Source organism: Pseudenterobacter timonensis (assembly GCF_900021175.1).
Classification (GTDB): Bacteria; Pseudomonadota; Gammaproteobacteria; order Enterobacterales; family Enterobacteriaceae; genus Enterobacter; species Enterobacter timonensis.
The window spans coordinates 581,126-607,912 of the sequence record NZ_FCOP01000011.1 but is presented as its reverse complement, the minus strand read 5'-3'; the positions used below and the strand labels follow the sequence as shown (position 1 = coordinate 607,912).

General features: G+C 58.3%; 21 protein-coding genes and 1 pseudogene. 14 read left to right on the top strand and 8 right to left on the bottom strand.

Features of this window, described 5'->3' with window-relative positions:
- Positions 1 to 9 precede the first annotated feature (9 nt).
- A complete protein-coding gene (locus tag BN3796_RS09135; RefSeq protein WP_061708047.1) occupies positions 10 to 633 on the top strand; it encodes a TRIC cation channel family protein in 624 nt (207 codons plus the stop codon).
- A gap of 52 nt (positions 634 to 685) precedes the next feature.
- Here the strand turns inward: BN3796_RS09135 and erpA are convergent, their stop codons facing one another.
- Together erpA and clcA are read right to left on the bottom strand one after the other, a co-directional pair.
- Entirely contained in the window at positions 686 to 1,030 is a 345-nt protein-coding gene (gene erpA / locus BN3796_RS09130; RefSeq protein WP_061708046.1) for an iron-sulfur cluster insertion protein ErpA, read from the bottom strand.
- Positions 1,031 to 1,115: 85 nt separating this feature from the next.
- Positions 1,116 to 2,516 carry a H(+)/Cl(-) exchange transporter ClcA gene (gene clcA, locus BN3796_RS09125; RefSeq protein ID WP_061708045.1) on the bottom strand — a complete coding sequence of 467 codons (1,401 nt, stop codon included), beginning with the start codon at positions 2,514 to 2,516 and terminating at the stop codon, positions 1,116 to 1,118.
- 176 nt (positions 2,517 to 2,692) lie between these two features.
- Here clcA and hemL point away from each other — a divergent pair, with 176 nt between their 5' ends.
- Positions 2,693 to 3,973 carry a glutamate-1-semialdehyde 2,1-aminomutase gene (hemL, locus tag BN3796_RS09120; RefSeq protein ID WP_061708044.1) on the top strand — a complete coding sequence of 427 codons (1,281 nt, stop codon included), beginning with the start codon at positions 2,693 to 2,695 and terminating at the stop codon, positions 3,971 to 3,973.
- A 51-nt stretch (positions 3,974 to 4,024) separates the two neighbouring features.
- On the opposite strand, the pseudogene fhuB reads toward hemL, so the two are convergent.
- The 6 genes and pseudogenes from fhuB to hrpB form a co-directional block, all read right to left on the bottom strand.
- Positions 4,025 to 6,041, bottom strand: a pseudogene (gene fhuB, locus BN3796_RS09115) (Fe(3+)-hydroxamate ABC transporter permease FhuB).
- Positions 6,038 to 6,928: a Fe(3+)-hydroxamate ABC transporter substrate-binding protein FhuD gene (fhuD, locus tag BN3796_RS09110; RefSeq protein ID WP_061708043.1), complete on the bottom strand. Its 891-nt coding sequence runs from the start codon at positions 6,926 to 6,928 to the stop codon at positions 6,038 to 6,040. Before fhuD ends, fhuB begins: the two are co-directional and overlap by 4 nt.
- Positions 6,928 to 7,725, bottom strand: a complete 798-nt coding sequence (gene fhuC / locus BN3796_RS09105; RefSeq protein WP_061708831.1) for a Fe3+-hydroxamate ABC transporter ATP-binding protein FhuC — start codon at positions 7,723 to 7,725, stop codon at positions 6,928 to 6,930. Before fhuC ends, fhuD begins: the two co-directional genes overlap by 1 nt.
- Positions 7,726 to 7,772: 47 nt before the next feature.
- Positions 7,773 to 9,980, bottom strand: coding sequence for a ferrichrome porin FhuA (gene fhuA / locus BN3796_RS09100; RefSeq protein ID WP_061708042.1), 2,208 nt, complete (start codon positions 9,978 to 9,980; stop codon positions 7,773 to 7,775).
- Between the two features lie 248 nt (positions 9,981 to 10,228).
- Entirely contained in the window at positions 10,229 to 12,745 is a 2,517-nt protein-coding gene (gene mrcB / locus BN3796_RS09095) for a bifunctional glycosyl transferase/transpeptidase (RefSeq protein WP_061708041.1), read from the bottom strand.
- A 113-nt stretch (positions 12,746 to 12,858) separates the two neighbouring features.
- The gene (gene hrpB, locus BN3796_RS09090; protein WP_061708830.1) at positions 12,859 to 15,291 is read right to left on the bottom strand and encodes an ATP-dependent helicase HrpB; all 2,433 of its coding nucleotides are present in this window, start codon (positions 15,289 to 15,291) and stop codon (positions 12,859 to 12,861) included.
- 73 nt (positions 15,292 to 15,364) lie between these two features.
- Between hrpB and thpR the strand changes: the two genes are divergently transcribed.
- From thpR to BN3796_RS09030, 12 genes are all read left to right on the top strand, one after another.
- Positions 15,365 to 15,919 carry an RNA 2',3'-cyclic phosphodiesterase gene (gene thpR / locus BN3796_RS09085; protein ID WP_061708040.1) on the top strand — a complete coding sequence of 185 codons (555 nt, stop codon included), beginning with the start codon at positions 15,365 to 15,367 and terminating at the stop codon, positions 15,917 to 15,919.
- Positions 15,909 to 16,613 carry a DNA/RNA nuclease SfsA gene (gene sfsA / locus BN3796_RS09080; RefSeq protein WP_061708039.1) on the top strand — a complete coding sequence of 235 codons (705 nt, stop codon included), beginning with the start codon at positions 15,909 to 15,911 and terminating at the stop codon, positions 16,611 to 16,613. Before thpR ends, sfsA begins: the two co-directional genes overlap by 11 nt.
- A 178-nt stretch (positions 16,614 to 16,791) precedes the next feature.
- Positions 16,792 to 17,247: an RNA polymerase-binding protein DksA gene (gene dksA, locus BN3796_RS09075; protein ID WP_001155232.1), complete on the top strand. Its 456-nt coding sequence runs from the start codon at positions 16,792 to 16,794 to the stop codon at positions 17,245 to 17,247.
- Between the two features lie 69 nt (positions 17,248 to 17,316).
- A complete protein-coding gene (gene gluQRS / locus BN3796_RS09070; RefSeq protein ID WP_061708038.1) occupies positions 17,317 to 18,201 on the top strand; it encodes a tRNA glutamyl-Q(34) synthetase GluQRS in 885 nt (294 codons plus the stop codon).
- Between the two features lie 42 nt (positions 18,202 to 18,243).
- Positions 18,244 to 19,641: a polynucleotide adenylyltransferase PcnB gene (gene pcnB, locus BN3796_RS09065; RefSeq protein WP_073885163.1), complete on the top strand. Its 1,398-nt coding sequence runs from the start codon at positions 18,244 to 18,246 to the stop codon at positions 19,639 to 19,641.
- Complete coding sequence (folK, locus tag BN3796_RS09060; protein ID WP_061708036.1) at positions 19,638 to 20,117, top strand: 2-amino-4-hydroxy-6-hydroxymethyldihydropteridine diphosphokinase; 480 nt, start codon at positions 19,638 to 19,640, stop codon at positions 20,115 to 20,117. The genes pcnB and folK overlap by 4 nt, the downstream gene beginning before the upstream one ends.
- Before the next feature lie 120 nt (positions 20,118 to 20,237).
- The gene (gene panB / locus BN3796_RS09055) at positions 20,238 to 21,029 is read left to right on the top strand and encodes a 3-methyl-2-oxobutanoate hydroxymethyltransferase (protein ID WP_061708035.1); all 792 of its coding nucleotides are present in this window, start codon (positions 20,238 to 20,240) and stop codon (positions 21,027 to 21,029) included.
- A gap of 11 nt (positions 21,030 to 21,040) precedes the next feature.
- Complete coding sequence (panC, locus tag BN3796_RS09050; RefSeq protein WP_061708034.1) at positions 21,041 to 21,895, top strand: pantoate--beta-alanine ligase; 855 nt, start codon at positions 21,041 to 21,043, stop codon at positions 21,893 to 21,895.
- A gap of 105 nt (positions 21,896 to 22,000) precedes the next feature.
- Complete coding sequence (gene panD, locus BN3796_RS09045) at positions 22,001 to 22,381, top strand: aspartate 1-decarboxylase (protein WP_061708033.1); 381 nt, start codon at positions 22,001 to 22,003, stop codon at positions 22,379 to 22,381.
- Between the two features lie 270 nt (positions 22,382 to 22,651).
- Positions 22,652 to 23,263: a fimbrial protein gene (locus BN3796_RS09040; RefSeq protein ID WP_061708032.1), complete on the top strand. Its 612-nt coding sequence runs from the start codon at positions 22,652 to 22,654 to the stop codon at positions 23,261 to 23,263.
- Positions 23,264 to 23,348: 85 nt separating this feature from the next.
- Positions 23,349 to 24,092: a fimbrial chaperone gene (locus BN3796_RS09035; RefSeq protein WP_061708031.1), complete on the top strand. Its 744-nt coding sequence runs from the start codon at positions 23,349 to 23,351 to the stop codon at positions 24,090 to 24,092.
- Positions 24,093 to 24,175: 83 nt separating this feature from the next.
- Entirely contained in the window at positions 24,176 to 26,770 is a 2,595-nt protein-coding gene (locus BN3796_RS09030) for an outer membrane usher protein (protein ID WP_061708030.1), read from the top strand.
- The last annotated feature ends 17 nt before the right edge of the window (positions 26,771 to 26,787 follow it).

Here is a 26,787-nt window from a genome sequence, read left to right as displayed (position 1 = left end):
GATTTCACGATGCTCGTTTACTGGCTGGATATTCTTGGCACAGCCGTATTTGCTATCTCTGGCGTTCTTCTTGCGGGGAAACTCCGCATGGATCCCTTTGGCGTTCTGGTGCTTGGCGTAGTGACCGCCGTCGGCGGGGGGACGATCCGCGACATGGCGCTCGATCATGGCCCGGTCTTTTGGGTGAAAGATCCCACCGATCTGGTGGTGGCGATGGTGACCTGCCTGTTAACCATCTTGCTGGTGCGTCAGCCGCGCAGGCTGCCGAAATGGGTTCTGCCGGTGCTGGACGCGGTGGGTCTGGCGGTGTTCGTGGGCATCGGCGTTAATAAAGCCTTTCTGGCGGGAACCGGGCCGCTGGTGGCGATCTGTATGGGCGTGCTGACAGGGGTTGGCGGCGGGATCATCCGCGACATACTGGCCCGCGAGATACCGATGATCCTGCGAACGGAAATCTACGCCACCGCCTGTATCATCGGCGGTATCGTCCATGCGACGGCCTTTTACACCTTCGCCGTTGCGCTGGAAAGCGCCTCCATGCTCGGCATGGTGGTGACGCTGGTGATACGGCTGGCGGCGATACGCTGGCACCTGAAGCTGCCGACCTTCGCTCTGGATGAGAACACCCGCTAAAAAGCAAAACGGCAACCCGAGGTTGCCGTTTTTGTCTGTCCAGCTGTCAGCATCAGATGCTGAACGAGGAGCCACACCCGCAGGTGCTTTTCGCGTTCGGGTTGGTTACCACAAAGCGGGAACCTTCCAGCCCTTCGGTATAATCCACCGCGCCGCCGACCAGATACTGCAGGCTCATCGGGTCAACGACCAGCGCGACGCCCTGCTTCTCAATGGTCATATCCCCTTCGTTTACCTGATCGTCGAAGGTAAAACCGTACTGGAAGCCGCTACAGCCGCCGCCGGTAATATAGACACGCAGTTTCAGCTCAGGATTGTCCTCATCGGCAATCAGGCTTTTTACTTTTTTGGCTGCGGCTTCGGTAAACTGCAGCGGCAGCGCTACGTCATCACTCATTTTTTGCTCCCGTGAATACTGCTACTGAGTCGGTTTAAAAAATACCCAACTCTTTTGTTCATTATCTAATACCCTGGTATTTCATTCAAGTATTCTGCTTCGCCGCCTGTTCCGCCTCCTGCTTTGCCAGGGTGCGCGCCAGGATCGTGGAGTAGAGCGGCTGCCCGCCCAGGAACTGGGCTAACAGTGTTGCGCCAAGACAGGTGATGATCATTGGCAAAATGAGCTGGTAATTGTCGGTCATCTCCAGCACCAGCACAATGCCGGTGAGCGGCGCGCGCAGGGAGGCGGCGAGCAACGCCCCCATGCCCGCGACCGCAAAAGTGCCTGCTTCAAGGTGATAAGCCGGGAAGCCCGCCGCCATCGCCATCCCAAATGCCGTCCCCAGCAACGTTCCCAGCGCCAGCATCGGAGCGAAGATCCCCCCCGGCGCGCCGGAGGAGAAGCAGAGTACCGTGGTGATCACGCGGCTGATAAAGAAAAAGAGCAGCAGCCCGATGCTAAACTCGCCCGCCGCCGCCTGCGGGATCAGGCTGAATCCCCCTCCTGCCGCCTGCGGCTCAATCAGCCCCAGCACTCCGCACATCCCGCCCAGCAGGCCGCCAATCAATACCCAGCGAGTGGTATTGCCACCGTGAAGGCGCTGAAACATATCCTGCATACGGATAATGAGGGCGTTGAACAGCGGGCCGACGATGCCGAAAATCATCCCCAGAATGAGATAGAGCCAGAGCGTATTCACCGGCGCATTCGTCAGCTTACCTACCTCGATCACCGCCCCTTCGCCGTTGAAGAGGCGAAAGACGATGCTCGACATAATTACGCCGGTAAAAACCGCCTTAATAGAGATAAGGTTATAGCGAAACTGGGCGCGCATCTCCTCTATGATAAAGAGAATGCCCGCCAGCGGCGCGTTAAAGGCGGCGGAGAGCCCCGCCGCCGCCCCTGTCGCCAGCAGCGTATGGCGCGCCTCTGCGCTGCGCATGCGAAAGATGTCGCCCACCATGCGTCCCACGTTGCCGCCGAGCTGTACCGTCGGCCCTTCGCGCCCCAGCACCATCCCCGCGCCGAGGGTGCCCATTCCGCCGATAAACTTCACCGGGATGACTCGCCACCAGCGGACCGGACGCAGCTCCTCCAGCGCGCCCTCGATTTCCGGGATGCCCGAGCCGCCCGCCTCGGGGGCATATTTACGCACCAGCACGTAGCCCACCATTGCCAGGCAGGCGGATAAAATAAACGCCATCGGCCAGACGAGCCAGGGGTTGTGCGCCATCTCCGCAAGCTTGCCTACCCGCCAGGCAAGCACCGCGTTCACCGCCCGCTCAAAGGCGACCCCCACCAGGCCCGCGACCGTACCGACCACCGCCGCCGCACATAAAATCGCCAGCGGCGTTTTATCGCGGTTTAACAGTCGCCGGATGCTGGCCCGACGTCGTCTGCGGGCAAACTGCTGTTGTTCAAAAGAGGAAAATTCAGCTTTCATCGCTTATCTGATTAGTCATACAAAAAAAATCTGCGCGCATTTTAGCGGCCCCGGGAGCGTGCGTCGCCCTGAAAATAATTAAAGTCTGTAATGATTCCGCCGGGCAAATCTTTCATAACCCTGACGGAATCACATAGAATGAGGGTTTTGATTTTATACGAACCAGGAACGACGCCATGAGCAAGTCTGAAAATCTCTACAGCGCTGCGCGCGAGCTGATCCCGGGCGGCGTAAACTCCCCGGTCCGCGCCTTTACCGGCGTAGGCGGCACGCCGCTGTTTATTGAACGTGCGGACGGCGCGTATCTGTATGATGTCGATGGCAAAGCCTATATCGATTATGTCGGCTCCTGGGGGCCGATGGTGCTGGGCCACAACCATCCGGCTATCCGCAATGCGGTGATTGAAGCGGCGCAGCGCGGCCTGAGCTTTGGCGCGCCGACCGAGATGGAGGTCAAAATGGCGGCGCTGGTGACTGAGCTGGTGCCGACGATGGATATGGTGCGAATGGTTAACTCCGGTACCGAAGCGACCATGAGCGCCATTCGTCTGGCGCGCGGCTTTACCGGGCGCGATAAGATCGTTAAGTTCGAAGGCTGCTACCACGGCCACGCCGACTGCCTGCTGGTGAAAGCAGGTTCCGGCGCGCTGACGCTCGGCCAGCCGAACTCGCCGGGGGTACCGGCAGATTTAGCGAAGCACACCCTTACCTGCACCTATAACGATCTCGACTCCGTACGGGCCGCCTTTGAGCAGTACCCGCAGGAGATCGCCTGCATCATCGTTGAGCCGGTGGCGGGCAATATGAACTGCATCCCGCCGCAGCCGGACTTCCTGCCGGGCCTGCGCGCCCTGTGCGACGAGTTTGGCGCGCTGCTGATTATCGACGAAGTGATGACCGGTTTTCGCGTCGCGCTGGCCGGGGCCCAGTCTTACTATGGCGTCGTACCGGATCTGACCTGTCTCGGTAAGATCATCGGCGGCGGTATGCCGGTGGGTGCCTTTGGTGGACGCAAAGAGGTGATGGACGCCCTGGCGCCAACCGGCCCGGTCTATCAGGCGGGCACCCTCTCCGGCAACCCGATCGCCATGGCGGCCGGTTACGCCTGCCTGACCGAGGTGGCGCAGCCGGGCATCCACGCGACGCTGGAAGCGCGCACCACCCAGCTGGCGAACGGCCTGCTGGAGGCGGCGAAAGAGGCCGGTATTCCGCTGGTGGTAAACCACGTCGGCGGCATGTTCGGCCTCTTCTTTACCGACGCCGCGAGCGTCACCTGCTATCAGGATGTGGTGAAGTGCGACGTCGAACGCTTCAAACGCTTCTTCCACCTGATGCTGGAGGAAGGAGTCTATCTCGCGCCGTCGGCGTTCGAGGCGGGCTTTATGTCGGTAGCGCACAGCGAAGAGGATATCAATAACACCATCGACGCGGCGCGCAGGGCGTTCGGAAAATTGTAAGCCGTTTCAGCAATACAGGCCGGGTAAGGCGAAGCCGCCACCCGGCTTTTTTTATCGACTCTGCTTTCTCAAGAGATAAATAAAATAGGGCGCTCCGATAAAGGTCGACAGCAGTCCTGCCGGGATCTGATAGGGGAACATCAGCATTCGCCCGCACCAGTCGGCAAAGACCAGCATTACCCCTCCTGTTAACGCCGACATCACGATGTGCGGCATCGTCCGGCGAAACCCCATCATCCGCGCGATATGCGGCGCCATCAGGCCGACAAAGCTCAGCGGACCGATGGTCATGGTGGCCGCGGCGGTCAGGCAGGCGGCCAGCAGCAGCAGGCCAAGCCGCGCGGGCGTCAGCCAGCAGCAGCAGGCCAAGCCGCGCGGGCGTCAGCGCCATGCCCACCGCACGCGCCGTCTCGCCGCCCAGCGGCAGAATAGTCATCCAGCGGCGGCAGAGCGGCACAATCGCCAGCAGCACGATCATCGCCGCGCCCGTATGCAGCACCTGCGCCCCCGTTGCGCCGTAGGTAGAGCCTGAAATCCACGTCAGGATCTGCGCCATACGTGGGTCGCCGCTCGCCTGCAGCATCATCAGCAGCATGGTGAACGCGGTGCTCAGCGCCATCCCCGCCAGCAGCATTCGCTGCGGGGAGAAGCCGCCGCGCCCGGCAGCCACCATAATGATCAATAGCGTCGCAGCGGCCCCCAGGCTCCCCGCTGGCATCAGCCAGCTAAAGGCGTCGCCCGGTACGAAGAAGAGCATCAGCACCACGCCAAACGCCGCGCCGGAGCTGATGCCCAGCACTTCCGGGCTGGCCATGGGGTTGCCCGTCAGGCGCTGAATAATACAGCCCGCCACCGCCAGCATCACGCCTGCGATCAGCGCGGTAAAGAGCCTGGGCCAGCGCCACTCCAGCAGCGCGTTCAGCGTCTCGCCGGTCGCCCAGTGCCAGCCCGCGGCGTCGCGCCCCAGCGTGAGCGTGACCAGCACGGCGATAACCAGCACCGCCAGCCCGGCGAGAGCGTAGCCCAGGATATGCTGGCGCTCGGCATAAACTTTATCCCCCGCATTCATCGCCGGGGCGGTCATACTGCGCAGGCGCGGCAGCAGCCAGAGCAGCAGCGGCGCGCCGATCAGCGCCGTTACCGACCCGGTGGAGATCTCCATCCAGACGCGCGTAAGCCAGAGCACCACCTGATCGGAAAGCCAGAGGATCAGCGCCCCGATAAGCGGCGCCAGCATCAGGCGCGCCAGCAGGCGGCGGGCGCCCAGCATCTTCGCCAGCAGCGGCGCAAACAGGCCGATAAAACCGATGATCCCCACCGCATTTACCAGCAGCGCGCTAATCACAATCGCCAGCGCCAGCGCCGCCAGCCGCGCCAGGGAGAGCGCCAGCCCCAGATTGCGCGCCACGCCGTCGTCAAGCCCCATCAGCGTGAGCGGGCGCAGCAGCAGCAGCGTCAGCAGCACGCCGCCGAGCAGCTGCGGCCACAGCCGCTGGACGACGCTCCAGTCGGTTTGCGTCAGCGTGCCGGTGCTCCACAGGAACATGCTTTGCAGCTGGTCGTGATGAAACAGCACCAGCAGCTGGTTAATCGCCCCGCAGTAGAGGCTTACCACCAGCCCGGCCAGAATCAGCGTCACCGGCGACACGCGCTTGCCCCAGGCCACGCCAAAGACCAGCGCCCCGACGATGCAGGCTCCCGCCAGCGCGGCAAACTGGGTGGTTAACACGCCTGGCAGCGACCAGAGCGTGGTAATGGTGATGCCCAGCTGCGCCCCGGTCGCCACGCCGAGGGTGGTCGGCTCCGCCAGGGGGTTACGCAGCACCTGCTGGAACAGCACGCCAACCAGCCCCAGCCCGGCCCCGACCAGCAGGGAAATGGTCAGGCGCGGCAGCAGGCTGTAGTGGAACAGCATCTGCGAAATCTGATTAATATCGGGGCGGGTGAGAGCCTGCCCCCACTGGTCGCGCGGCAGCGCCACGGAGAGGTTAAAGCCGGTCAGGGCAACGCCTGCTATCACCAGCAGCGCCAGCAGCAGCACCGGGAAACGCGCGATACGCGTACTCATGCTTTTCCTCCCAGCGCGCCGTCAAGCACGCGCGAGAAATGGAGCGCCGAGAGCGTCGCGCCATAGAACCAGACCGCCGGTACGCGCTGGAAGCGCCCTTCCCGGACAAAGGGCATCGCCTGCCATAGCGGTGTCGCCATCAGCGCCTGCATCTCACGCTGGTTGCCGTGGTCGAAGCAGAGCACATCCACATCCCGGAAGGCCGCCAGCCGATCGATACCCACCGCCGTGCTGCCCCAGAAGGTCATCTCCCCTTCCCAGGCGTTGCGGATGCCAAAGCGATCCAGCACCTCCTGGAAGAGACAGTTTTTACCGAACACCAGCATATGCCGGGCATCCAGCAGCGTCACCATCAGCAGCGGACGATCGCCCCGGGCGGCAAAGCGCGGCTTCAGGGCCTCTATCTGCGCGTCAAAGTCATCCAGATGGCGCTTCGCCGCTGCCTGAAGTCCCAGGATCTGCGCCATCTCGTTTAGGGAGCGGCGCGCCATGGCGAGGGGCTGTTTACCATCGCTGAAGGTAAATCCGCGACCGGGGGCGATACGGGCCAGTTTTTCCGGCGAGGGGCCATAGCCCGCCGACCAGACCAGCCACGAGGGGTTCATCTGGGTCAGCAGCTCCAGGTTCGGCTCGGTACGCAGGCCGATATCGATAACTGAATCCGGCAGCCGGGGCTCGTTGACCCACAGGGTGTAGTTAGGGACATCCGCCACGCCGTAAGGGGTGATGCCGAGCGCAAGCAGCAGTTCCACCGGCAGCCACTCCAGGGCGACGATGCGGTGCGGGTCGATGGCCGCCGCCCGGGCGTTGCCCGTTTTCAGCAGCAGCGGCGAGAGGGCCATCGCCGTCAGCAGGCGACGGCGGCTTAAAAAGAATGAATCCAGCATTAATAGACGAAGCTCACCGGTGCAGCCCCGGCAGGATGAGGCAGGATGCCCATAGGAATACCGTAAATATGCTCCAGCGTTTCGCCGCGCATCAGTTCGGCGGGAGTGCCCTGGGCGATCATCTCGCCGCCGCGCAGGGCCACCAGGTAGTCGCAGTAGCGCGCCGCCATGTTGATATCATGCAGCACCGCAATCACCGTCAGGCCGCGCTGCTGGCTCAGGCGATGCACCAGCGCCAGCACATCCACCTGGTGGGCGATATCGAGCGCTGAGGTCGGTTCATCGAGCAGCAGACAGGTGCTGTCCTGGGCGACCAGCATCGCAATCCACGCCCGCTGGCGCTCGCCGCCGGAGAGGCTGTCCACCAGACGATGAGCCAGCGGCTTTAAGCCCACCAGCGCAATCGCCTCGTCTACTTTCTCCCGGTCGGCCACGCCAAAACGTCCCAGCGCGCCGTGCCACGGATAGCGGCCAATCGCCACCAGCTCGCGCACCGTCATCCCCTCCGCCGGCGGCAGCTGCTGCGGCAGATAGGCCACCTTGCGGGCGAAGGCTTTACTGCCCCAGCTCTCAAGCGGCTGCCCGTCGAGCAGAATATCGCCCCCGGAAGGCGCCTGGTGGCGACCGAGCATTTTGAGCAACGTTGATTTACCGGAACCGTTATGGCCGATAAGGCCAGTGACGTTGCCCGCCGGGAACGTCAGGGAGAGCGGATGCAGCAAAGTGCGTCCGGGCACGCGAAAGGAGGTGTTTTGCAGCGAAAAGGTGGTAGCGGAGCGCGTTTTATTATCCTGCATAGTGGCCAACTTAATAAAAAGGGCACGGCGAACCGTGCCCATAAAAATTAGAAGCGGAAGGTCGCCGTGGCGACAATCTGACGTTCTGCGCCCCAGTAGCAGGCGTAATCGCGATAGCAGCTGGAGACATATTCGCGGTCGAACAGGTTGTTAACGTTCACGCCCACGGAGGAGCCCGGCAGGCCGAAGCGCGCCAGATCGTACTTGATGGTGGCATCAGCGAGGGTATAGCCCGCTACGTTAAACGCTTCGTTATTCTTGTCCGCAGTGGTGTAGAAGCTGGAGGTCGAGCCGATATAGCGCGCCCCTGCCCCAACGGTCAGGCCGCTTAACGCCGTCTCGTGGAAGGTGTAGTCCGCCCACAGGGAGGCCATGTTACGCGGAATTTCTGCCGGGCGTTTGCCGCCATAGACCGTGTCGTGGGTATATTCCGCCTCGGTGAAGGTGTAGCTGGCGGTCACGTTGACGTTGGCGTTAACCGCCGCCTTCGCCTCCAGCTCAACGCCGCGCGAGCGGATTTCGCCGGACTGAACGCTGAACTGGTTGTTTTCCGGGTCCGGCGTCAGGTTTTTATCTTTGGTCAGCTGATAAACCGATGCGGTCAGCACGACCGGCAGATCCTTCGGCACATACTTCACGCCCGCTTCGTACTGCTTGCCGCGTGACGGATCGAACGGTTTACCCTCTTTGGTGGCACCCGCGACCGGCTCAAAGGATTCGCTGTAGCTGATATAAGGCGAAATACCGTTATCAAAGAGGTAGTTCAGGCCACCGCGCCAGGTAAACTGCTCGTCGTTCACTTCGGAAGTGCTGTTTGAGGAGCGCGTCAGGGTAGACGTTTTGGCAAAGTCGTAGCGTCCGCCAAGCGTCAGCACCCACTTGTTCCACTCCGCCTGATCCTGCACGTAGAGGCCGGTCTGCTCCTGACGGTTCACCACCGCGTACGGGAAGTTGACGTTGACGTCGGCGTTACCATACTGCGGGTTCTGAATGTCGATCGGCGCAGCGGTACCGTATTCCGCGTTGATGTCGTTACGCATACGCAGATAGTCAACCCCGGTCAGCAGGGTGTGATCCACTTCGCCGGTGGCAAATTTGGACTGCAGCTGGTTATCCACGGTAAAGGTATTCAGCGCTTCGTCGGAGCGCACGTAGGCGCGGTTGATCTGGCCCGGCACGGTCGTGGAGTAGCCGTTGCCATAGACGGAGCGGTAGAGCGTGTTGATCTGCGCGTAACGCAGGTTCTGGCGCACGGTGAAGGTGTCGTTAAATTCATGCATGAAGCTATAGCCCACCATCTTCTGGCGGCGGGTCATGGTGTTGTTCTCTTCACCTTCGTTGAAGTCGGTCGGGATTTTATGCGCCTTACCGTTAGCGTCATAGTACGGCACCACCGTCCCTTCGCGCGGCACCCAGCCGTAGTAGCCCGCATCCGGATCGCTCTGGAAGTTGCTCAGGAAGGTGAAGTCGGTTTTGTCGTCCGGACGCCAGCTAAAGGAGGGAGCAATCGCGTAGCGGCTGGATTTGACCATCTCCTGCTGGGCGTTTTCACTGCGGCCAAGGCCGGTCAGACGGTAGGACCAGACGCCGTCGTCGTCGATAGCATCGCTAAAGTCAAAACCGGTCTGCCAGAGGTTATTGGTCCCCATCTGGAACTGGATTTCGTGCAGCGGTTCGGTGGTCGGGCGCTTGCTGACCATCGAGACGATCCCGCCCGGGTTGCTCTTACCGTAGAGCACCGATACCGGGCCGCGCATCAGCTCCACGCGCTCCAGAAAATAGGGGTCCATGGAGGCTTCAGAGTAGTTGTCGCCCTGCAGCTTCATGCCGTCGAGATACTGGTTGGTGTTCACCGTGGAAGAGGTGGTGAAACCACGAATAGAGATCACGTCATAAGTGGAGGAGCTGCCGCGGGTGGCAAACACGCCTGGCGTATAGCCCAGCGCCTGTTTGACCGTTGTCGGCTGCTTCATATCCATCTCTTCACGGGTAACCACGGAGATAGACTGGGGCGTTTTTTCAATCGGCGTGTCGGTTTTGGTCGCCGTCGCCGTGCGTTTCGCGGCGATGGTCGGCGCAGGTCCCCACGGGCTCTCCTGCGCGGCAGGCGCGGCGGTGACGGTGATAGTATCTTCTTTTTTAGGAACATCCGCCGCATGGGCAAAAGCGGACACGCCGCTAACCGCTGTGGCTACAACGACTGCGATTTTACGCAGCGATGTTTTCATTGGCTGAGCAGTATTAGAAAGCGCCATTGGTATATCTCTGATGGAATAGTGAATGATAACGTAAACGAGAATGATTATTATGAAGGCAGAATAATATGCGAAACGCCGCCGCCATAGCAAGCGATATGCGGCCCTGCGGGATGTGAGGGTTTAAGAAATAACCAGATGAAAAGAGCGGGTTAATGAGGTTAGTAAAATGATCGCTTCCATCGCGCCGGAACAATAAAAAAGCCGCTTCTCAAGAAGCGGCTTTTTGGACTCAGACATCTCTGGCGTTAGTTACCGCCGAACATATCCTTGATCCAGCCCGCGACGCCGTCGCTCTCCTGCTTCTGAGCTGGCTGCTGCTGTTGCTGTTGCTGCTGCTGCGAAGGCTCAGGGGACTGCTCAAACGGATTGCCCGAAGGCTGTTCCGGCTGGCTCTGCTGGCAGAGCGAATCGGGGTTGGTGGTCCAGACAGGCAGCGTACGCACGCCGCCGCCGCAGACAAAGTTACCCATCCCGTCAATACCCATATTGACGACATCTTCCGGCGGCGTCAGATCCAGCGGCACCGGCGACTGGTTCGCCAGATAACGCTGATAGAGGGACATTGCCCCGCTGGCGCCGTAGAGCTTCGTCGGCTGGTTGTTGTCGCGACCCACCCAGGTGATCACCACTTCACGGCCATCAATGCCCGCAAACCAGGTGTCCACGTTGTTGTTGGTGGTGCCGGTTTTCCCTGCCAGATGCAGGCCCGGATACTTCGCCCCAAGCTGACGGCCGGTGCCGCGCTGCACAACCTGCTGCATGGTCCATAGCGTCATGTAGGCCGCCTGCGCCGGTACCGCGCGCTCCGCCTGCGGGTAGCTCTGATAGAGCACTTTGCCATCCTCGGCAATCACCGAACGCAGCGCGGAGAGCGGCGCCCGGTTACCGCCGCTGGCGATAGTCTGGAACGCCTGCGCCACTTCAATCGGCGTCAGGTTCAGGGCGCCGAGAATCATGGCCGGAACCGGATGCAGCTGCTTTCTGTCCACACCAAGCTTCTGCCAGGTATCGGTAATCGCGGGCAGGCCCAGCGCCATACCCAGGTTTACCGTCGGCACGTTCATGGAACGGGTCAGCGCATCCACCAGCATCACCTGCCCGCTGAACTGATGATCGTCGTTCTGCGGCGACCAGACCTGGCCGTTTGGCTGACGCAGGGCGAGCGGCGCATCGGCGATCCAGGTATTCAGTCGATACTGGTTCGGCAGGCTTAAGGCGGTAAGATAGGTCGCCGGTTTCGCCAGCGAGCCAATCGAACGGCGCGCCTGCATGGCGCGGTTGTAGCCCGCATACTGCGGCTCCGCGCCGCCGACCATCGCCCGGACCTCGCCGCTGAAGCGGTCAACGACCACCATCGCGGTTTCCAGATCTTTCAGCTTACGCTGTTTCTTCAGCGCCGGAATACCTTCCACCGCCGCCTTCTCCGCCGCGTCCTGAGCCACGGAGTCGAAGGTGGTGAAGATCTTCACGCCGGAGAGATCTTTTACCTTATCGCCCAGCTTCGCCTGCAGCTCCTGACGCACCATCTGCATAAAGGCAGGCTGCGGCGAGATCACCCCGCCGCGCGGCTGCACGCCCAGCGGACGGGCGCTGAGCATATCATACAGCTCCTGGTCGATAATCTTCTGCTGCTGCAACAGACGCAGCACCAGATTGCGACGCTCCAGCGCCAGCTTCGGGTTGCGCCACGGGTTGTAGATGGACGCCCCCTTCACCATGCCCACCAGCAGCGCCTGCTGGTCGAGGCTCAGCTCTTCCACCGGACGGCCAAAGTAGTAGAGGCTCGCCAGCGGGAAGCCGCGGATCTCGTTATCGCCGCTCTGCCCGAGGTAGACCTCGTTCATGTAGAGCTCAAGAATACGATCCTTGCTGTAGCGGGCATCCATCAGCAGCGCCATGTAGGCTTCGTTGGCCTTACGCCAGTAGGAGCGTTCGCTGGAGAGGAAGAGGTTTTTGACCAGCTGCTGGGTGAGCGTACTCGCCCCCTGCACCGTGCGCCCGGCGGTGAGGTTCGCCAGCACCGCGCGGCCAATGGAGTAGAAGCTCACGCCATCGTGCTCGTAGAAGTGCCGGTCCTCGGTCGCCAGCAGGGTATCCACCAGCAGATCCGGGAAGCCGTTACGCGCTACAAACAAACGCTGCTCGCCGTTGGGCGAGGAGAGCATGGTAATGAGGCGCGGATCGAGACGGAAGAAACCGAACTGGCGGTTGTTGTCCATGTTCTCAATGGTTTCCAGACGATCGCCATCAAAGGTGAGGCGCGCGCGCACCTGCCCCTCTTTGCTGTCCGGGAAGTCAAACGGACGGCGGATCATCTCGATGCTGTTCGCCTGCACGGTAAATTCACCCGGGCGGGTCATCCTCGTCACCTGACGATACTGGGTCGCCTCCAGCAGGGTCACCATCTCTTTCTTGGTGATGGGCATATCCGGCTCAAGGTTGACCATGCGACCATAGACCGCCGCAGGCAGCTGCCAGACTTTACCGTCAATGCGGCTGCGGATCTTCTGATCGAGATAGACACCGTAGATCGCCAGTAATACCACAAAGACGATGAACAGCTTCAGCAGCAGCCAGAACCAGCCACGTTTGCCGCGAGGTTTCCCCCCTTTGCCACCTTTTTTACGGCGCGCAGGCTTTCTCTCCTCATCGTCATAGTCATCGTCGTAGTCCTCATCTCTGAGGCGACGACTTACTTTCTCTTTTGCCGGACGCGCGGGTCTCCCCTTTCGTCCTATCGGCTCGCGGTCATTCCCCGCCATGCTTTATCTCCGCAACGTTCTGGCGCAAAGGCCTGATTTTCAGTTCTGACAGCCAAAGCCGCCAGAAGAAATCTCTCAATTTTCAGCTGTGTTTATACCTGATAAGCGTAGCGCTATCTGGCAGAATAGTTCTTTGTCCGCCGCGTCGGCGCGGCATGCGCCGGATCGTCCGGCCAGACATGTTTCGGATAGCGTCCCTTCATCTCTTTTTGCACCTCCCGGTAACTGCCTGCCCAGAACGCGCCTAAATCGCGTGTGATCTGCAGCGGCCGATGGGCGGGGGAGAGCAGCTCCAGCACCAGCGGCACCCGCCCCTGCGCTATCGACGGCGTCACCGCCTCGCCAAACATCTCCTGCATCCGCACCGCCAGCGCAGGCGGATTATCTTCATGATAACGAATGGCAATCCGGCTGCCGGTGGGCACAGTGTAATGCGTGGGCAACTCACTATCCAGCCGTTGACGTAGCGACCAGTCGAGTAAGTTTTGTAACGCTTCCTTAACGTCCAGCGCCTTCAGCGCCCGCAGCGAGTGTACGCCCTGCATCTGCGGCAGCAGCCAGCTCTCCAGCGTCGCCAGCAGCGCCTCATCGTCAACGGCAGGCCAGCTCAGCTCCGGAAGCCAGCGCGTGGCACAGTGCAGACGCAGGCGATACTGTTCCGCCTGTGGCGTCCAGTTAAGCACGCTGAGCCCTTTCTCGCGAATGCCGTTAAGCATTGCCCGATGCAGCTCCTCCTCCGAGGGCTTCGCCAGCGGCTTCACGCTAAGGGTAAGCCGTCCGATTTGCGCGCGGCGAAACGCCCTGAGCGTCCCCTGCGCCTCGTCCCACTCTACCGTGTCTGATTGCTGGACCAGCTGCGGGCAGGCCTGCGCCAGCGCCTCTACGTCTGTCGCCACGGCCTGCAGGATGCGGGCGTCCGGCGACTGGCTCCCCTGCAACAGCAGCGGCGCGATAAGCCACTCATGACGCGTCAGCGCGTCGTCTGCGTCCAGCATCGCCCCCATGCCGTTGGCTAACTGATAGCGCCCGTCCAGCCCGCGCCGGCGGGCGATGCGGTCCGGATAGCCCTGCGCCAGCAGAAAGGGGATCCGCCCGGCGTCCGGCGAACCGCCCCGGCTGCCGAGCCGCTTCACCAGCTGCTGCGCGCGATGCTGCCAGTTCGGCATAGTGCGCGCAAAGGCACCCGCCAGATCGCTGTTGCCGCGCGGCGGCTCCTCAAGGATAGCCGCCAGTTTCGCCGCCGTTGCGATATCGTCGCTGGTTTCTGCCGCCACCAGCATGGCCGCCAGACGCGGTTCACTGCCCAGCGTCGCCATCTTCTGCCCGCGCGCGCTGAGCCGCTCCCCTTCCAGCGCGCCAAGCTGCGTTAAAAGACGGCGCGCCGCATCCAGATTGACCGCAGGCGGCGGATCGAGCCAGAGGAGCTGCGACGGATCGGGGCAGCCCCACTGCAGCAGCTCCATCACCAGCCCGCAGAGATCGCTCTGGACAATTTCAGGCAGGCTCTGGGCGGCGGCGCGTTCCGCCTGTTCGGCGCTGGTAAGATGCAGGCAGATCCCCGGCTCAAGACGCCCGGCGCGGCCCGCGCGCTGGATCATCGACGCCTGACTGATGCGCTGGGTCAGCAGCCGGGTCAGGCCGGTACGCGGATCGTAGCTGGCGACCCGCTCCTGCGCCGAATCCACCACCAGGCGGATGCCCTCGATGGTCAGGCTGGTTTCCGCTATGTTGGTTGCCAGCACTACCTTGCGCTGGCCTTGTGGGGCGGGAAGGATCGCCTTACGCTGCTCGCTGAGGGGCAGGGCGCCATAGAGCGGACAGAGCAGCACATCGCTGCCCACGCGGGAGAGAAGCTGCGTCTGCACGCGCTGGATTTCGCCGACGCCGGGCAGGAAAAGCAGCAGCGAGCCACTCTCCTGGCGCAGCAGTTCGGCGGTCGCCGCGGCAACCGCTTCGTCAAAGCGCTGATGGGGAGCCAGCGGCTGCCAGCGACGTTCAACGGGAAAGGCACGCCCCTCAGAGGCGATCACCGGGGCGTCGGGCAGCCGCTGGCGCAGGCGATCGTTGTCGAGCGTGGCCGACATGATCAGCAACCGCAGGTCGTCCCGCAGCCCCTGCTGCACGTCAAGCAGCAGCGCCAGGGCGAGATCCGCCTGCAGGCTGCGCTCGTGGAACTCGTCGAGGATCACCAGCCCTACCCCGCTCAGCTCAGGATCGCTTTGCAGCATACGGGTCAGGATCCCCTCCGTCACCACCTCCAGCCGGGTCGCAGGCCCAACGCAGCTCTCCGCGCGCATCCGGTAGCCAACGGTATCCCCGGGCTTTTCATGGAGCAGTTCGGCCAGACGTTGCGCCACGTTACGCGCCGCCAGCCTGCGCGGCTCCAGCAGGATAATTTTGCCGGTCACGACGCCAGAGTGCAGGATCTGCAGCGGCAGCCAGGTCGACTTACCGGCGCCGGTGGGGGCATTCAGTAAAACCTGGGGGGCGTGGCGTAAGGCGGCAAGAAGATCGGGAAGTACGGCGGCAACCGGCAGTGAGGTCACGAACAGCTCCAGAGGGTTAACTTTATCCGGCATACATTGTAGCATCGGCACATTCCTTTACCGAGTCCTCCGTATGCCCGAGTCGAAACGTCTGTTCTTTGCCCTTGAGATCCCCTCCCCTCTGCAGCGTAAGATTATCCGCTGGCGCGCCGATAACTTTGCTCCCGACGCGGGTCGACCGATCGCCGCCGCCAGCCTTCACCTGACGCTGGCCTTTTTGGGCGAAGTAAGCGCGGAAAAGGGGCGCGCCCTGGCGGAGCTGGCGGGACGTATTCGCCAGCCGGGGTTTACGCTAACGCTGGACGACGCCGGGCACTGGCTGCGCTCCCGCGTGGTCTGGCTCGGCCCCCGCCAGCCGCCGCGCGGCCTGCTCCAGCTGGCTAACCTGCTGCGCGCGCAGGCGGCGCGAAGCGGCTGCTATCAAAGCCCGCAGCCGTTTCATCCGCATGTCACCCTGCTGCGCCATGCCAGCCATGCCGTCGCCCTGCCCCCGCCGGGCTTTGGCTGGTCGCTGCCGGTGACGGAATTTACCCTTTTTGAGTCTGTTTTCGAACGCGGCCGCACCCGCTATATCCCGCTTCAGCGCTGGCCGCTGGGTAGTTTTACAAGGAAAGATGATGATATTTGACCCACCGCTTAAGCCCGCCACGCTTATTCAGCGCTATAAGCGCTTTCTAGCCGATGTCATCACCCCCGAGGGAGAAGCATTGACCATCCACTGCCCCAATACCGGCGCCATGACCGGCTGCGCGACGCCGGGCGATACGGTCTGGTACTCCACTTCCCAAAGCGCGACGCGCAAATATCCCCACACCTGGGAGATAACCGAAACCCGGGAAGGGGCGTTTATTTGCGTGAATACGCTGCGTGCGAACCCGCTGGTGAAAGAGGCGATTGCCGCGGGGAGGATTGCGGAACTGACTGGCTATAGCGCCCTGAAAGGTGAGGTAAAATATGGCGCCGAGGGCAGCAGAATTGACTTTATGTTACAGGCGCCGGGACGACCTGAGTGCTATATTGAAGTGAAATCCGCAACGTTAGCGGATCGCGACCAGGGATACTTTCCTGATGCGGTGACGCTACGCGGCCAAAAGCATCTGCGAGAGTTGATAAGCGTTGCGGCGGCGGGCCAGCGTGCCGTAATACTGTTTGCCGTACTTCATTCGGCAATCAGTCGATTTTCCCCTGCCCGTCACATTGACTCAAAATACGCACAACTGTTGAATGAGGCACAGACGCAGGGGGTGGAGGTACTGGCCTACAAAGCGGAACTTTCTGCCACAGGTATAACTCTGAATGAATCTATTCCCGTCTTGTTATAATAAGGGGTAGATGGTTGATTATTTAGTGTTCTGGCCGCGGGCGTAAATACGCTTTTCCTCACAGGCTTGTCAAGTGTTACGTTTAGATAATTGCCATACGGAAAAGCATCTGCTATTTATAGCGACCTGATTTTTCCCCCAACATGGGGATCGATAGTGCGTGTTAAGGAGAAGCAACATGCAAGAAGGGCAAAACCGTAAAACATCGTCCCTGAGTATTCTCGCCATCGCTGGGGTGGAGCCATATCAAGAGAAGCCGGGCGAAGAGTATATGAACGAAGCCCAGCTGTCGCACTTCAAGCGTATTCTTGAAGCATGGCGTAATCAACTCAGGGACGAAGTCGATCGCACCGTTACTCATATGCAGGACGAAGCAGCAAACTTCCCGGATCCGGTAGACCGTGCCGCCCAGGAAGAAGAGTTCAGCCTTGAACTGCGTAACCGCGATCGCGAGCGCAAGCTTATTAAAAAGATCGAGAAAACGCTGAAAAAGGTTGAGGATGAAGATTTTGGCTACTGCGAATCCTGCGGTGTTGAAATCGGTATCCGTCGCCTGGAAGCGCGTCCGACAGCCGATCTCTGCATCGACTGCAAAACGCTGGCTGAAATCCGCGAAAAACAGATGGCGGGTTAAGACCGGTTCGGTCATCACGATCGCAAAGGCGGGAGAGATTCCCGCCTTATTACTTTATTGATCACTACCATGCCACACTATATCGGACGCTTTGCGCCATCCCCGTCGGGCGAGCTGCACTTCGGATCGCTTGTCGCCGCGCTTGGCAGCTATCTGCAGGCCCGGGCGAATCAGGGTATCTGGCGCGTTCGTATTGAAGATATCGATCCCCCGCGTGAAGTTCCCGGTGCGGCAGAGACGATTCTGCGTCAGCTGGAACATTACGGTCTTTACTGGGACGGCGACGTGCTCTGGCAGTCGCAGCGTCATGACGCCTACCGCGAACGTCTGGCGTGGCTGCATGAACAGGGCCTTTCTTACTACTGTACCTGTACCCGGGCGCGGATACAGAGCGTGGGCGGCGTCTATGACGGCCACTGCCGTACGCTCCACCACGGCCCGGAGAACGCCGCCGTGCGCCTGTTGCAGCGTAAGCCGGTAATGCGGTTTCACGATCGGCTGCTGGGCGAAATTCACGCCGATGAAAGGCTGGCGCGCGAAGATTTTATTATTCATCGCCGTGACGGGCTGTTTGCTTATAATCTGGCGGTGGTGGTCGATGACCATTTTCAGGGAATTACGGAAATTGTGCGCGGGGCCGATCTGATTGAGCCCACGGTGCGGCAGATTTCGCTTTACCAGCAGTTCGGCTGGCAGCCCCCGGCGTATATCCATTTGCCGCTGGCGCTGAACAGTGAGGGCAATAAGCTCTCCAAGCAGAACCATGCGCCTGCCCTGCCGCAGGGCGATCCGCGGCCCGTTTTGATCGACGCGCTACGTTTTCTCAATCAGAATGTCACACGCGAATGGCACGATTTATCCGTTGACGCGCTACTAAAAATGGCGGTCGATAACTGGTCGTTATTGCAGGTCCCGAAAATCCAGCATTCTCAAACGCGTCTCGCTGAGCTATGATTAGCCGCTTTTTTTATAACGAAACACACTACGAGGTGTACTATTTTTACCCGAGTCGCTAATTTTTGCCGTAAGGTGTTAAGCCGCGAAGAGAGCATGGCGCAGGACGCCGTGGCTCAGTCACACATGTCTGTGATCCCGCGTGAGCAGCACAATATTTCCCGCAAAGATATCAGTGAAAATGCCCTCAAGGTGCTCTATCGTCTGAATAAAGCTGGCTACGAGGCCTATCTCGTCGGCGGTGGGGTGCGTGATTTATTGCTTGGCAAAAAACCAAAAGATTTCGACGTGACGACTAACGCCACGCCCGAACAGGTGCGCAAGCTCTTCCGCAACTGCCGCCTGGTGGGCCGCCGTTTCCGTCTTGCCCATGTCATGTTTGGGCCAGAAATTATAGAAGTCGCCACCTTCCGCGGCCACCACGACGGCTCTCCGAGCGATCGCACAACCTCCCAGCGCGGTCAGAACGGTATGCTGCTGCGCGATAATATCTTCGGCTCTATCGAAGAAGATGCCCAGCGCCGCGACTTCACCATCAACAGCCTTTACTACAGCGTGGCCGATTTTACGGTGCGTGACTACGTGGGTGGCATGAAGGATCTGCGGGAAGGGGTGATTCGCCTGATCGGGGATCCCGAAACGCGTTACCGGGAAGATCCGGTGCGGATGCTGCGTGCGGTCCGCTTTGCCGCCAAGCTGAATATGCGGATCAGCGAGGAAACCGCCGAACCGATCCCGCGTCTGGCAACGCTTATCAACGACGTGCCACCGGCGCGCCTCTTTGAAGAGTCGCTCAAACTGCTGCAGGCGGGCTACGGTTTTGATACCTATAAGCTCCTGCGCGAATACAGCCTTTTCCAGCCTCTGTTCCCGACGATTGTCCGCTACTTCACCGAAAGAGGCGACAGCCCGATGGAGCGGATTATCAATCAGGTCTTTAAAAACACCGACACCCGTATTCATAACGATATGCGCGTTAATCCGGCGTTTTTATTTGCGGCGATGTTCTGGTATCCCCTGCTGGAAACGGCGCAGAAAATCGCCCAGGAGAGCGGGCTGGCCTACTACGACGCCTTTGCGCTGGCGGCCAACGATGTGCTGGATGAAGCCTGTCGTACGCTGGCGATTCCAAAACGCATTACCACCCTGGTACGCGATATCTGGCAGCTGCAGCTGCGCATGTCGCGCCGTCAGGGTAAACGCGCCTGGAAGCTGATGGAACATCCGAAATTCCGCGCCGCTTACGATCTGCTGGCGCTGCGCGCCGAAGTAGAGAACAACGCCGAGCTGCAGAAGCTGGCGAAATGGTGGGGCGAGTTTCAGGTCTCTGCCCCGCCGGAGCAGAAAGATATGCTCACCGGTCTGGACGAGGATCCAGCCCCGCGCCGTCGCCACCGTCGTCCGCGCAAGCGCGCGCCACGCCGCGAAGGCTCCGCATGACCTTCGCTTATATCGCCATCGGCAGCAACCTGGCCTCTCCGCTGGAGCAGGTCAACGCTGCCGTACAGGCGCTGGGCGAGATCCCACAGAGCCGGGTCATTGCCGTTTCGGCTTATTACCGCACCCCGCCGCTCGGCCCGCAGGATCAGCCCGACTATCTCAACGCCGCCGTGGCGCTGGAGACCGCCCTGGATGCCGAAACGCTGCTGAATCATACCCAGCGTATCGAACTGCAGCAGGGGCGCGTGCGTAAGGCTGAACGCTGGGGTCCCCGCACGCTCGACCTCGACATTATGCTCTTTGGCAACGAGGTCATTCATACCGATCGCCTCACCATTCCCCATTACGATATGAAAAACCGTGGCTTTATGCTCTGGCCGCTGTTTGAAATCGCCCCTCAACTTATCTTTCCTGACGGCGAAACGTTGAAGGATATTCTCCAGCAGCTTAACGCTGATAAACCCGCCCTCTGGTAATTTTGTTTCAGCACGTTTAGCCATTAATATTTTGTGGTTAATCGATTGCCTAAAATCATTGTTCCCCCAAATGTTACTGATAGAATGCGCAAAGATTCGCTTGGGCTATCAGGAAATATTATGAAACCAACCACCCTCTCCTCTCTGCAAAAGTGCAAACAGGAAAAGAGACGCTTCGCCACTATCACGGCCTATGACTTTAGCTTTGCAAAGCTCTTCGCCGAAGAGGGCATAAACGTCATGCTGGTGGGAGATTCGTTAGGGATGACGGTACAAGGACATGACTCCACCCTGCCGGTGACGGTAGAGGATATCGCCTACCATACGCGCGCGGTTCGTCGCGGCGCGCCTAACGCGCTGGTGCTCGCCGATCTTCCCTTTATGGGTTATGCCACGCCTGAGCAGGCGTTCGAAAACGCCGCCGTGGTGATGCGCGCGGGAGCCAATATGGTCAAAATCGAGGGCGGCGCCTGGCTGGCAGAGACCGTAAGAATGTTGACCGAGCGCGCGGTGCCGGTCTGCGGTCACTTAGGGCTGACCCCTCAGTCGGTTAATATCTTTGGCGGCTATAAAGTCCAGGGTCGCGGTGATGCGGCGCAGGCGCTGTTTGACGATGCGCTGGCGATCCAGGCTGCGGGCGCGCAGCTGCTGGTGCTGGAGTGCGTACCGGTTGAGCTGGCGAAGCGCATTACCGAGGCGCTGACCATTCCGGTGATCGGCATCGGCGCGGGCAACGTCACCGACGGCCAGATACTGGTGATGCACGACGCCTTCGGCATCACCGGCGGACACATTCCTAAATTTGCGAAAAATTTCCTGAACGAGGCGGGCGACATGCGCGCGGCGGTCAGGCAGTATATTGCCGAGGTTGAATCCGGTATTTATCCGGGTGAAGAACACAGTTTCCATTAAGGAGTCTCCTTGTGCTAATCATTGAAACCCTGCCCCTGCTGCGCCAGCACATCCGCCGCGCGCGCCAGGAAGGTCAGCGTATCGCGCTGGTGCCGACGATGGGCAACCTGCACGACGGCCATATGAAGCTGGTTGACGAGGCGAAGGCCCGCGCCGACCTGGTCGTGGTGAGTATTTTCGTAAACCCTATGCAGTTTGACCGTGCGGACGATCTGGCGTGTTATCCTCGCACCCTGCAGGAAGATTGCGAAAAGCTCAACAAACGCCACGTGGACTTTGTCTTTTGCCCGGCGCCTGCCGATATCTATCCGCAGGGGACGGAAAGCGCCACCTACGTTGACGTGCCGGGGATCTCCACCATCCTCGAAGGGGCCAGCCGTCCGGGCCATTTTCGCGGCGTGTCGACCATCGTCAGCAAGCTCTTTAACCTGGTGCAGCCGGACATCGCCTGCTTCGGCGAGAAAGATTTTCAGCAGCTGGCGCTGATCCGCAAAATGGTGGCCGATATGGGCTACGACATTGAGATCGTCGGCGTACCGATCGTGCGCGCCAAAGATGGTCTGGCGCTCAGCTCCCGTAACGGCTATCTCACCCCTGAGCAGCGGAAAATCGCTCCGGCGCTCAGCCAGGTCATGAACGCGATGGCGGAACAGCTGAAATCTGGCGAACAGGCGAGCGAGGAGATTATCGCCCTCGCGGAACAGGCGCTGAATGAAAAAGGGCTGCGCGCTGATGACGTGCAGATCCGCGACGCCGATACGCTGCTTGAGCTGACGGATGCCAGCAAACGGGCGGTAATTCTGGTTGCCGCATGGCTCGGCCAGGCCCGCCTTATCGATAATAAAGTGATTGAGCTGGGGCAGTAGACGCCGGTTAAAAAACAGGCAATACTGCGTCCATTGTAACGTGGGGAGATCTCCCCTCACCCCGCCCCCTTATTGCTGAGGGGGCCACGCATGAAGAGTAAGAGTATGATTCGCAAAATGCTGCAAGGTAAGCTTCACCGTGTGAAAGTGACTCAGGCTGACCTGCACTATGAAGGCTCCTGCGCGATTGACCAGGATTTTCTGGACGCCGCCGGTATTCTGGAAAATGAAGCTATCGATATCTGGAACGTTAATAACGGTAAGCGCTTCTCCACCTATGCGATTGCTGCAGAGCGCGGCTCTAAAATTATCTCCGTCAACGGCGCGGCGGCACACTGCGCGAACGTGGGCGATATCGTTATTATCGCCAGCTTCGTGATGATGTCTGACGAAGAAGCGCGCCGCTGGCAGCCGAAAGTTGCTTATTTCGAGGGCGACAACGAAATGAAACGGACGGCAAAAGCTATTCCGGTACAGGTTGCCTGATATTGCATCGGATAATGGCCCGTTATTGTAATATGAATCGATAATGGGTCATATTAATTAATATAAAATTTCAATAAATTAATTCCCCCAGCCTTTTACACACTCATCTATTTAATTCATCAATGTTTTATCCTGGCTTAAATTATCTTTAAGTTTAAATAATGATTGATCGCTACCTTTAGAAAAAAACATCAATATAATCCTCGTTGAAATTTAATTTCAAAAAACACTACTGGTAAGCATTATTTAAAATTTAATATGGATATTTACATGACTTTTAGAAAATATGGTTTGGCAATTGCGATGGCAACAGTTCTGTCTACGGGTTCTGCTATGGCTGAGGATGTTCCTTCAGATACAGGCACCATCACTTTTCACGGTATGGTTTCTAATAATACTTGTAAAGTTTCCCTTGATCAGAAAATTGACCAGGACGGTAACGACTTTGACGTTAACCTGGATACCGTGTTTGTAAAAGATTTCTCTAACGCACTGAGCACCAGCAGCACCCTGGGCGAAAAGAAATTCTCTTTGACCCTGACCGGCTGCGATGCTGCGACTGTGCAGCAGGCTTCTGCTCAGTTCGATTCCTGGGCGGGTTCTACTTCCACCTCTGGCGGTCTGCTGGTTCCTCCTACAAATACCCAGGGCGCGGCTAAAAACGTAAACCTGGTTCTGTCGAACGACGGTAACTCCGCGACCGATCAGATTAAAATCGATCAGGTAAACAACACTCAGAAAGCCACGATTGACGCCACTGGCGCAGGCGCACTGTACTACCGCGTAGCTTACACTCAGGGTCAGAACTGGGACAAGACCAGCAATCCGGTCACTGCGGGCGTTGTCCAGGCGCAAGCTGCTTTCACTATGATCTACAACTAATTTTTAGAACATAGTCTAAATAGTACGATCTGTCCCCTGACAACTGTTGGGGGATTGTTCATCTCATTCCAACAGGAAGTGGAAAATGTTAAGCACATCATTTTATCAGGGATTAAAAGTAGCCTGCTTCACCGCTGCCCTATTTACCTCTTTCCAGGCTAGCGCAGATATCGTTATATCGGGAACACGTATCGTTTATCCGCAATCACAGAAAGATGTGGTTGTTTCCCTGGATAATCGGGGCAAGAAACCGTTATTGGTACAGGCATGGCTGGATGATGGCCGTGATGAAACCAACCCGCAAGAATTAAAATTACCTTTTATCATTACGCCGCCCGTATCCAGAATTGATCCGCAGAAAGGCCAATCCGTTCGTATAGCTTATCTTGGAGGCCAATTACCTCAGGATCGTGAATCTTTATTCTGGTTCAACGTACTCGAGATCCCACCGAAATCCAAACCGAAAGAGGGTGAAAGTCCAAACCAGCTTCAGTTGGCGTTTCGTACGCGTATTAAGCTCTTTTTCCGTCCTGAAGGCCTGAAAGGCACGCCGGGAGAAGCAGCAGCCAAAGTAACCTGGTCGCAGCAAAAACAAGATAGTGGCTGGAGCCTGGTGGCGCGCAATGATTCCCCTTATAACGTCTCGGTCGCCAACGTAACGCTGAAATCCGCAGGAAAAACGTACCAGGTGGATCATAAATCTATTTTACCGTTTAGTACGCAAACCATGCAGGTAAAAGGATTAAGTAATCACGCTGCTGGTTCTGTTGTTTACGAAACCATAAACGACAATGGCGGATCCGATTCTTTCGAAGCTAACGTAAATTAAGTTATTACCAAACCGTCATATTATAAATATAAAACGTCTGCGATGCTGCGAAGCGTTCAAACGGCGACTTGTCTGGATGAAGCATGTTATTTCAACGTTCAATTTTATGTCTCGCTATCTGCGCAGCATTGCCCCTGTATGCCAGCGAGATTGAAAAAAAAACTGTCGACTCCGCTTCTGAATCCGAATCGGCTGTTGAGTTTAACGATCAATTCCTTATCGGTAATGGTGGAAGTATCAATGTGGATCGTTATGCTTACGGCAACCCGGTCCTGCCGGGTACCTATCGTGTAAAAGTGAATGTAAATGGCAACTCAAAATCCACCGTTGAGATAACGTTCATTGATAATAAGACGCCACGTGCAACGGCATGTCTGACGAAACGTATCCTGTCACAGAATGGTATAGATACCAGCGCGTTGGATAACAATGCCGCGGATGACGAAACCGCCTGCGTAAACATTAAGCAATACTATCCGGGCGCTTCTGCTAATTTTGACAGCAGCAAGCAGGAGATGGATCTTAATTTCCCGCAGATTTATATCCTTAAATTTCCGGCAGGATATGTCGATCCCTCTTTATGGGAAGACGGCGTCCCGGCTGGATTACTCTCTTATGATCTTAATACCTGGCACAGTGAATCTGACGGAACGAGCGCCGATACCGCCTATGCCGGGCTGCACTATGGTCTGAATATGGGGCCATGGCGTTTACGGTCTCGCGGCAATCTTAACTGGGATAGCGGTAATGGTTCTCACTATTCGAGCCAGGATATCTATCTTCAGCGCGATATCACCCCGCTGAAGGCGCAGCTGGTGCTGGGCGATTCCTTTACCCGCGGCGACATTTTTGACTCGGTAAACCTGCGCGGCGCGCGGATATATAACGATGACCGTATGCTTCCGCAAGGCACTTCAGGCTATGCGCCTCTCATTCGCGGCGTAGCAAACAGCAACGCCAAAGTCAGCGTAACGCAAAGCGGCAACAAGATTTACGAAACGACCGTCCCGCCGGGAGCATTTGAGATCAACGATCTCAGCACCACAGGCTATGGCAACGATTTAATCGTCACCATCGAGGAAGCCGACGGAAGCAAACGAACGTTTACCGTCCCTTTCTCATCCATTACGCAAATGCTACGCCCTGGTTCAAGCCGCTGGGATATCGGTATGGGCGAGCTGAATGATGATTCGCTGCATGACAAGCCAAACGTCGGCTACGCAACCTATGCGTATGGCATCAATAATACCTTTACCGGTTACGTTGGCGCGCAGTATACCGATATGGATTTCTACGCTGGTCTGCTTGGCCTGGCAATGAATACCGGTATCGGCGCATTTGCATTTGATGTCACCCAGTCCAGGGCCGATATTAACGGACTGGGCACGCTAAAAGGTCAGAGCTATCGTCTCTCCTACAGCAAAATGGTGGAAGCCACTAATACATCCCTTAACGTAGCGGCTTATCGCTTCTCAACCGAAGATTATCTCAGCCTGAACGATGCCGCCTCTTTACAGGACAGTATTCATAATGAGGAATACGGCAACCGCGCCTATGAGAATAATGCCGAGCTTTATGATGACTATCAGCGCACCAAAAACCAGATACAGGTTAGCCTGAACCAGCCGTTAACCCTAAGCGGGGAAGAGTATGGCTCACTCTATATTAGCGGCACCTGGCAGGATTACTGGAACGATAGCAGCTCTACGTCAGACTATAGCATAGGCTACAACAACAGCTTTACTTACGGTAGTTACAGCGTTTCGCTACAACGAACTTACGATGAATCGGGGGAAAAGGATGACAGCGTTTATCTGAACGTCAGCATCCCGTTCAACCTGTTTGATAAAAAGAGCACGCAGTCTGGCGGCTTTGACAATGTCAACATGAGCCTGCGCTCCGATTTTAAAGGCGGTACCAGCTTTAACTCAACGGCAAGCGGTAACGCCCAAAATAATGAAGTAAGTTATTCCGTCAGCGCATCCTCAAGCGGCGGTAACTACGGCAATTTGAACCAGGTCAGCGGCTACAGCTCCTGGAACAGTCCTTATGGTCCTCTTGGGCTCTCGGCATCCTTTGGTGATGACAATAGCAAACAATATTCCGCCAGCTACAGCGGCGGGATGGTGCTCCACTCCGGTGGTGTCGTCATTACAGCAGGCAGTATCGGTGAAACAGATTCACTGGCATTGGTAAAAGCAAGCGGCGCAACGGGGGCCCGCCTGGGTTATGGTCAAAGCCGGATTAACAGCGCCGGATATGGGATCATGCCATATATGTCTGCCTACCGCGAAAACCGCGTATCACTTGATATCAGCACCCTCGAAGCGGACGTCGAAATAAAAAATACCAGCGCCGTCGCCGTACCTCGCAATGGTTCCGTCGTATTAGTCAATTTTGAAACGGACGAAGGCCGTTCGCTTGTTATGGAATTACAACGTTCTGATAACGGCTTTATTCCGCTAGGTGCTGACGTTCTGAATGAGAAAAACGAATCTATCGGAACGGTAGGCCAGGCAGGACAAGCTTATGTACGCGGTGTGGAAGACAAAGGCGCTCTCCGGGTGGTATGGGGAAGCGATGGATCCAGCTCTTGCACGGTGCATTATCAGATTCCTGAAAATGCGAAGAAAGCAGGCTTAACCACGATTCTGAGTAATCAGCAGTGCCAAATGTAATGATGTTAAAACAGGGA

Coding starts and splice junctions, on each gene's coding strand:
- BN3796_RS09135 (WP_061708047.1), top strand. CDS start 10: ATGCTCGTTTACTGGCTGGATATTCTTGGCACAGCCGTATTTGCTATC.
- erpA (WP_061708046.1), bottom strand. CDS start 1,030: ATGAGTGATGACGTAGCGCTGCCGCTGCAGTTTACCGAAGCCGCAGCC.
- clcA (WP_061708045.1), bottom strand. CDS start 2,516: ATGAAAGCTGAATTTTCCTCTTTTGAACAACAGCAGTTTGCCCGCAGA.
- hemL (WP_061708044.1), top strand. CDS start 2,693: ATGAGCAAGTCTGAAAATCTCTACAGCGCTGCGCGCGAGCTGATCCCG.
- fhuD (WP_061708043.1), bottom strand. CDS start 6,928: ATGCTGGATTCATTCTTTTTAAGCCGCCGTCGCCTGCTGACGGCGATG.
- fhuC (WP_061708831.1), bottom strand. CDS start 7,725: ATGCAGGATAATAAAACGCGCTCCGCTACCACCTTTTCGCTGCAAAAC.
- fhuA (WP_061708042.1), bottom strand. CDS start 9,980: ATGGCGCTTTCTAATACTGCTCAGCCAATGAAAACATCGCTGCGTAAA.
- mrcB (WP_061708041.1), bottom strand. CDS start 12,745: ATGGCGGGGAATGACCGCGAGCCGATAGGACGAAAGGGGAGACCCGCG.
- thpR (WP_061708040.1), top strand. CDS start 15,365: ATGCCCGAGTCGAAACGTCTGTTCTTTGCCCTTGAGATCCCCTCCCCT.
- sfsA (WP_061708039.1), top strand. CDS start 15,909: ATGATATTTGACCCACCGCTTAAGCCCGCCACGCTTATTCAGCGCTAT.
- dksA (WP_001155232.1), top strand. CDS start 16,792: ATGCAAGAAGGGCAAAACCGTAAAACATCGTCCCTGAGTATTCTCGCC.
- gluQRS (WP_061708038.1), top strand. CDS start 17,317: ATGCCACACTATATCGGACGCTTTGCGCCATCCCCGTCGGGCGAGCTG.
- folK (WP_061708036.1), top strand. CDS start 19,638: ATGACCTTCGCTTATATCGCCATCGGCAGCAACCTGGCCTCTCCGCTG.
- panB (WP_061708035.1), top strand. CDS start 20,238: ATGAAACCAACCACCCTCTCCTCTCTGCAAAAGTGCAAACAGGAAAAG.
- panD (WP_061708033.1), top strand. CDS start 22,001: ATGATTCGCAAAATGCTGCAAGGTAAGCTTCACCGTGTGAAAGTGACT.
- BN3796_RS09040 (WP_061708032.1), top strand. CDS start 22,652: ATGACTTTTAGAAAATATGGTTTGGCAATTGCGATGGCAACAGTTCTG.
- BN3796_RS09035 (WP_061708031.1), top strand. CDS start 23,349: ATGTTAAGCACATCATTTTATCAGGGATTAAAAGTAGCCTGCTTCACC.
- BN3796_RS09030 (WP_061708030.1), top strand. CDS start 24,176: ATGTTATTTCAACGTTCAATTTTATGTCTCGCTATCTGCGCAGCATTG.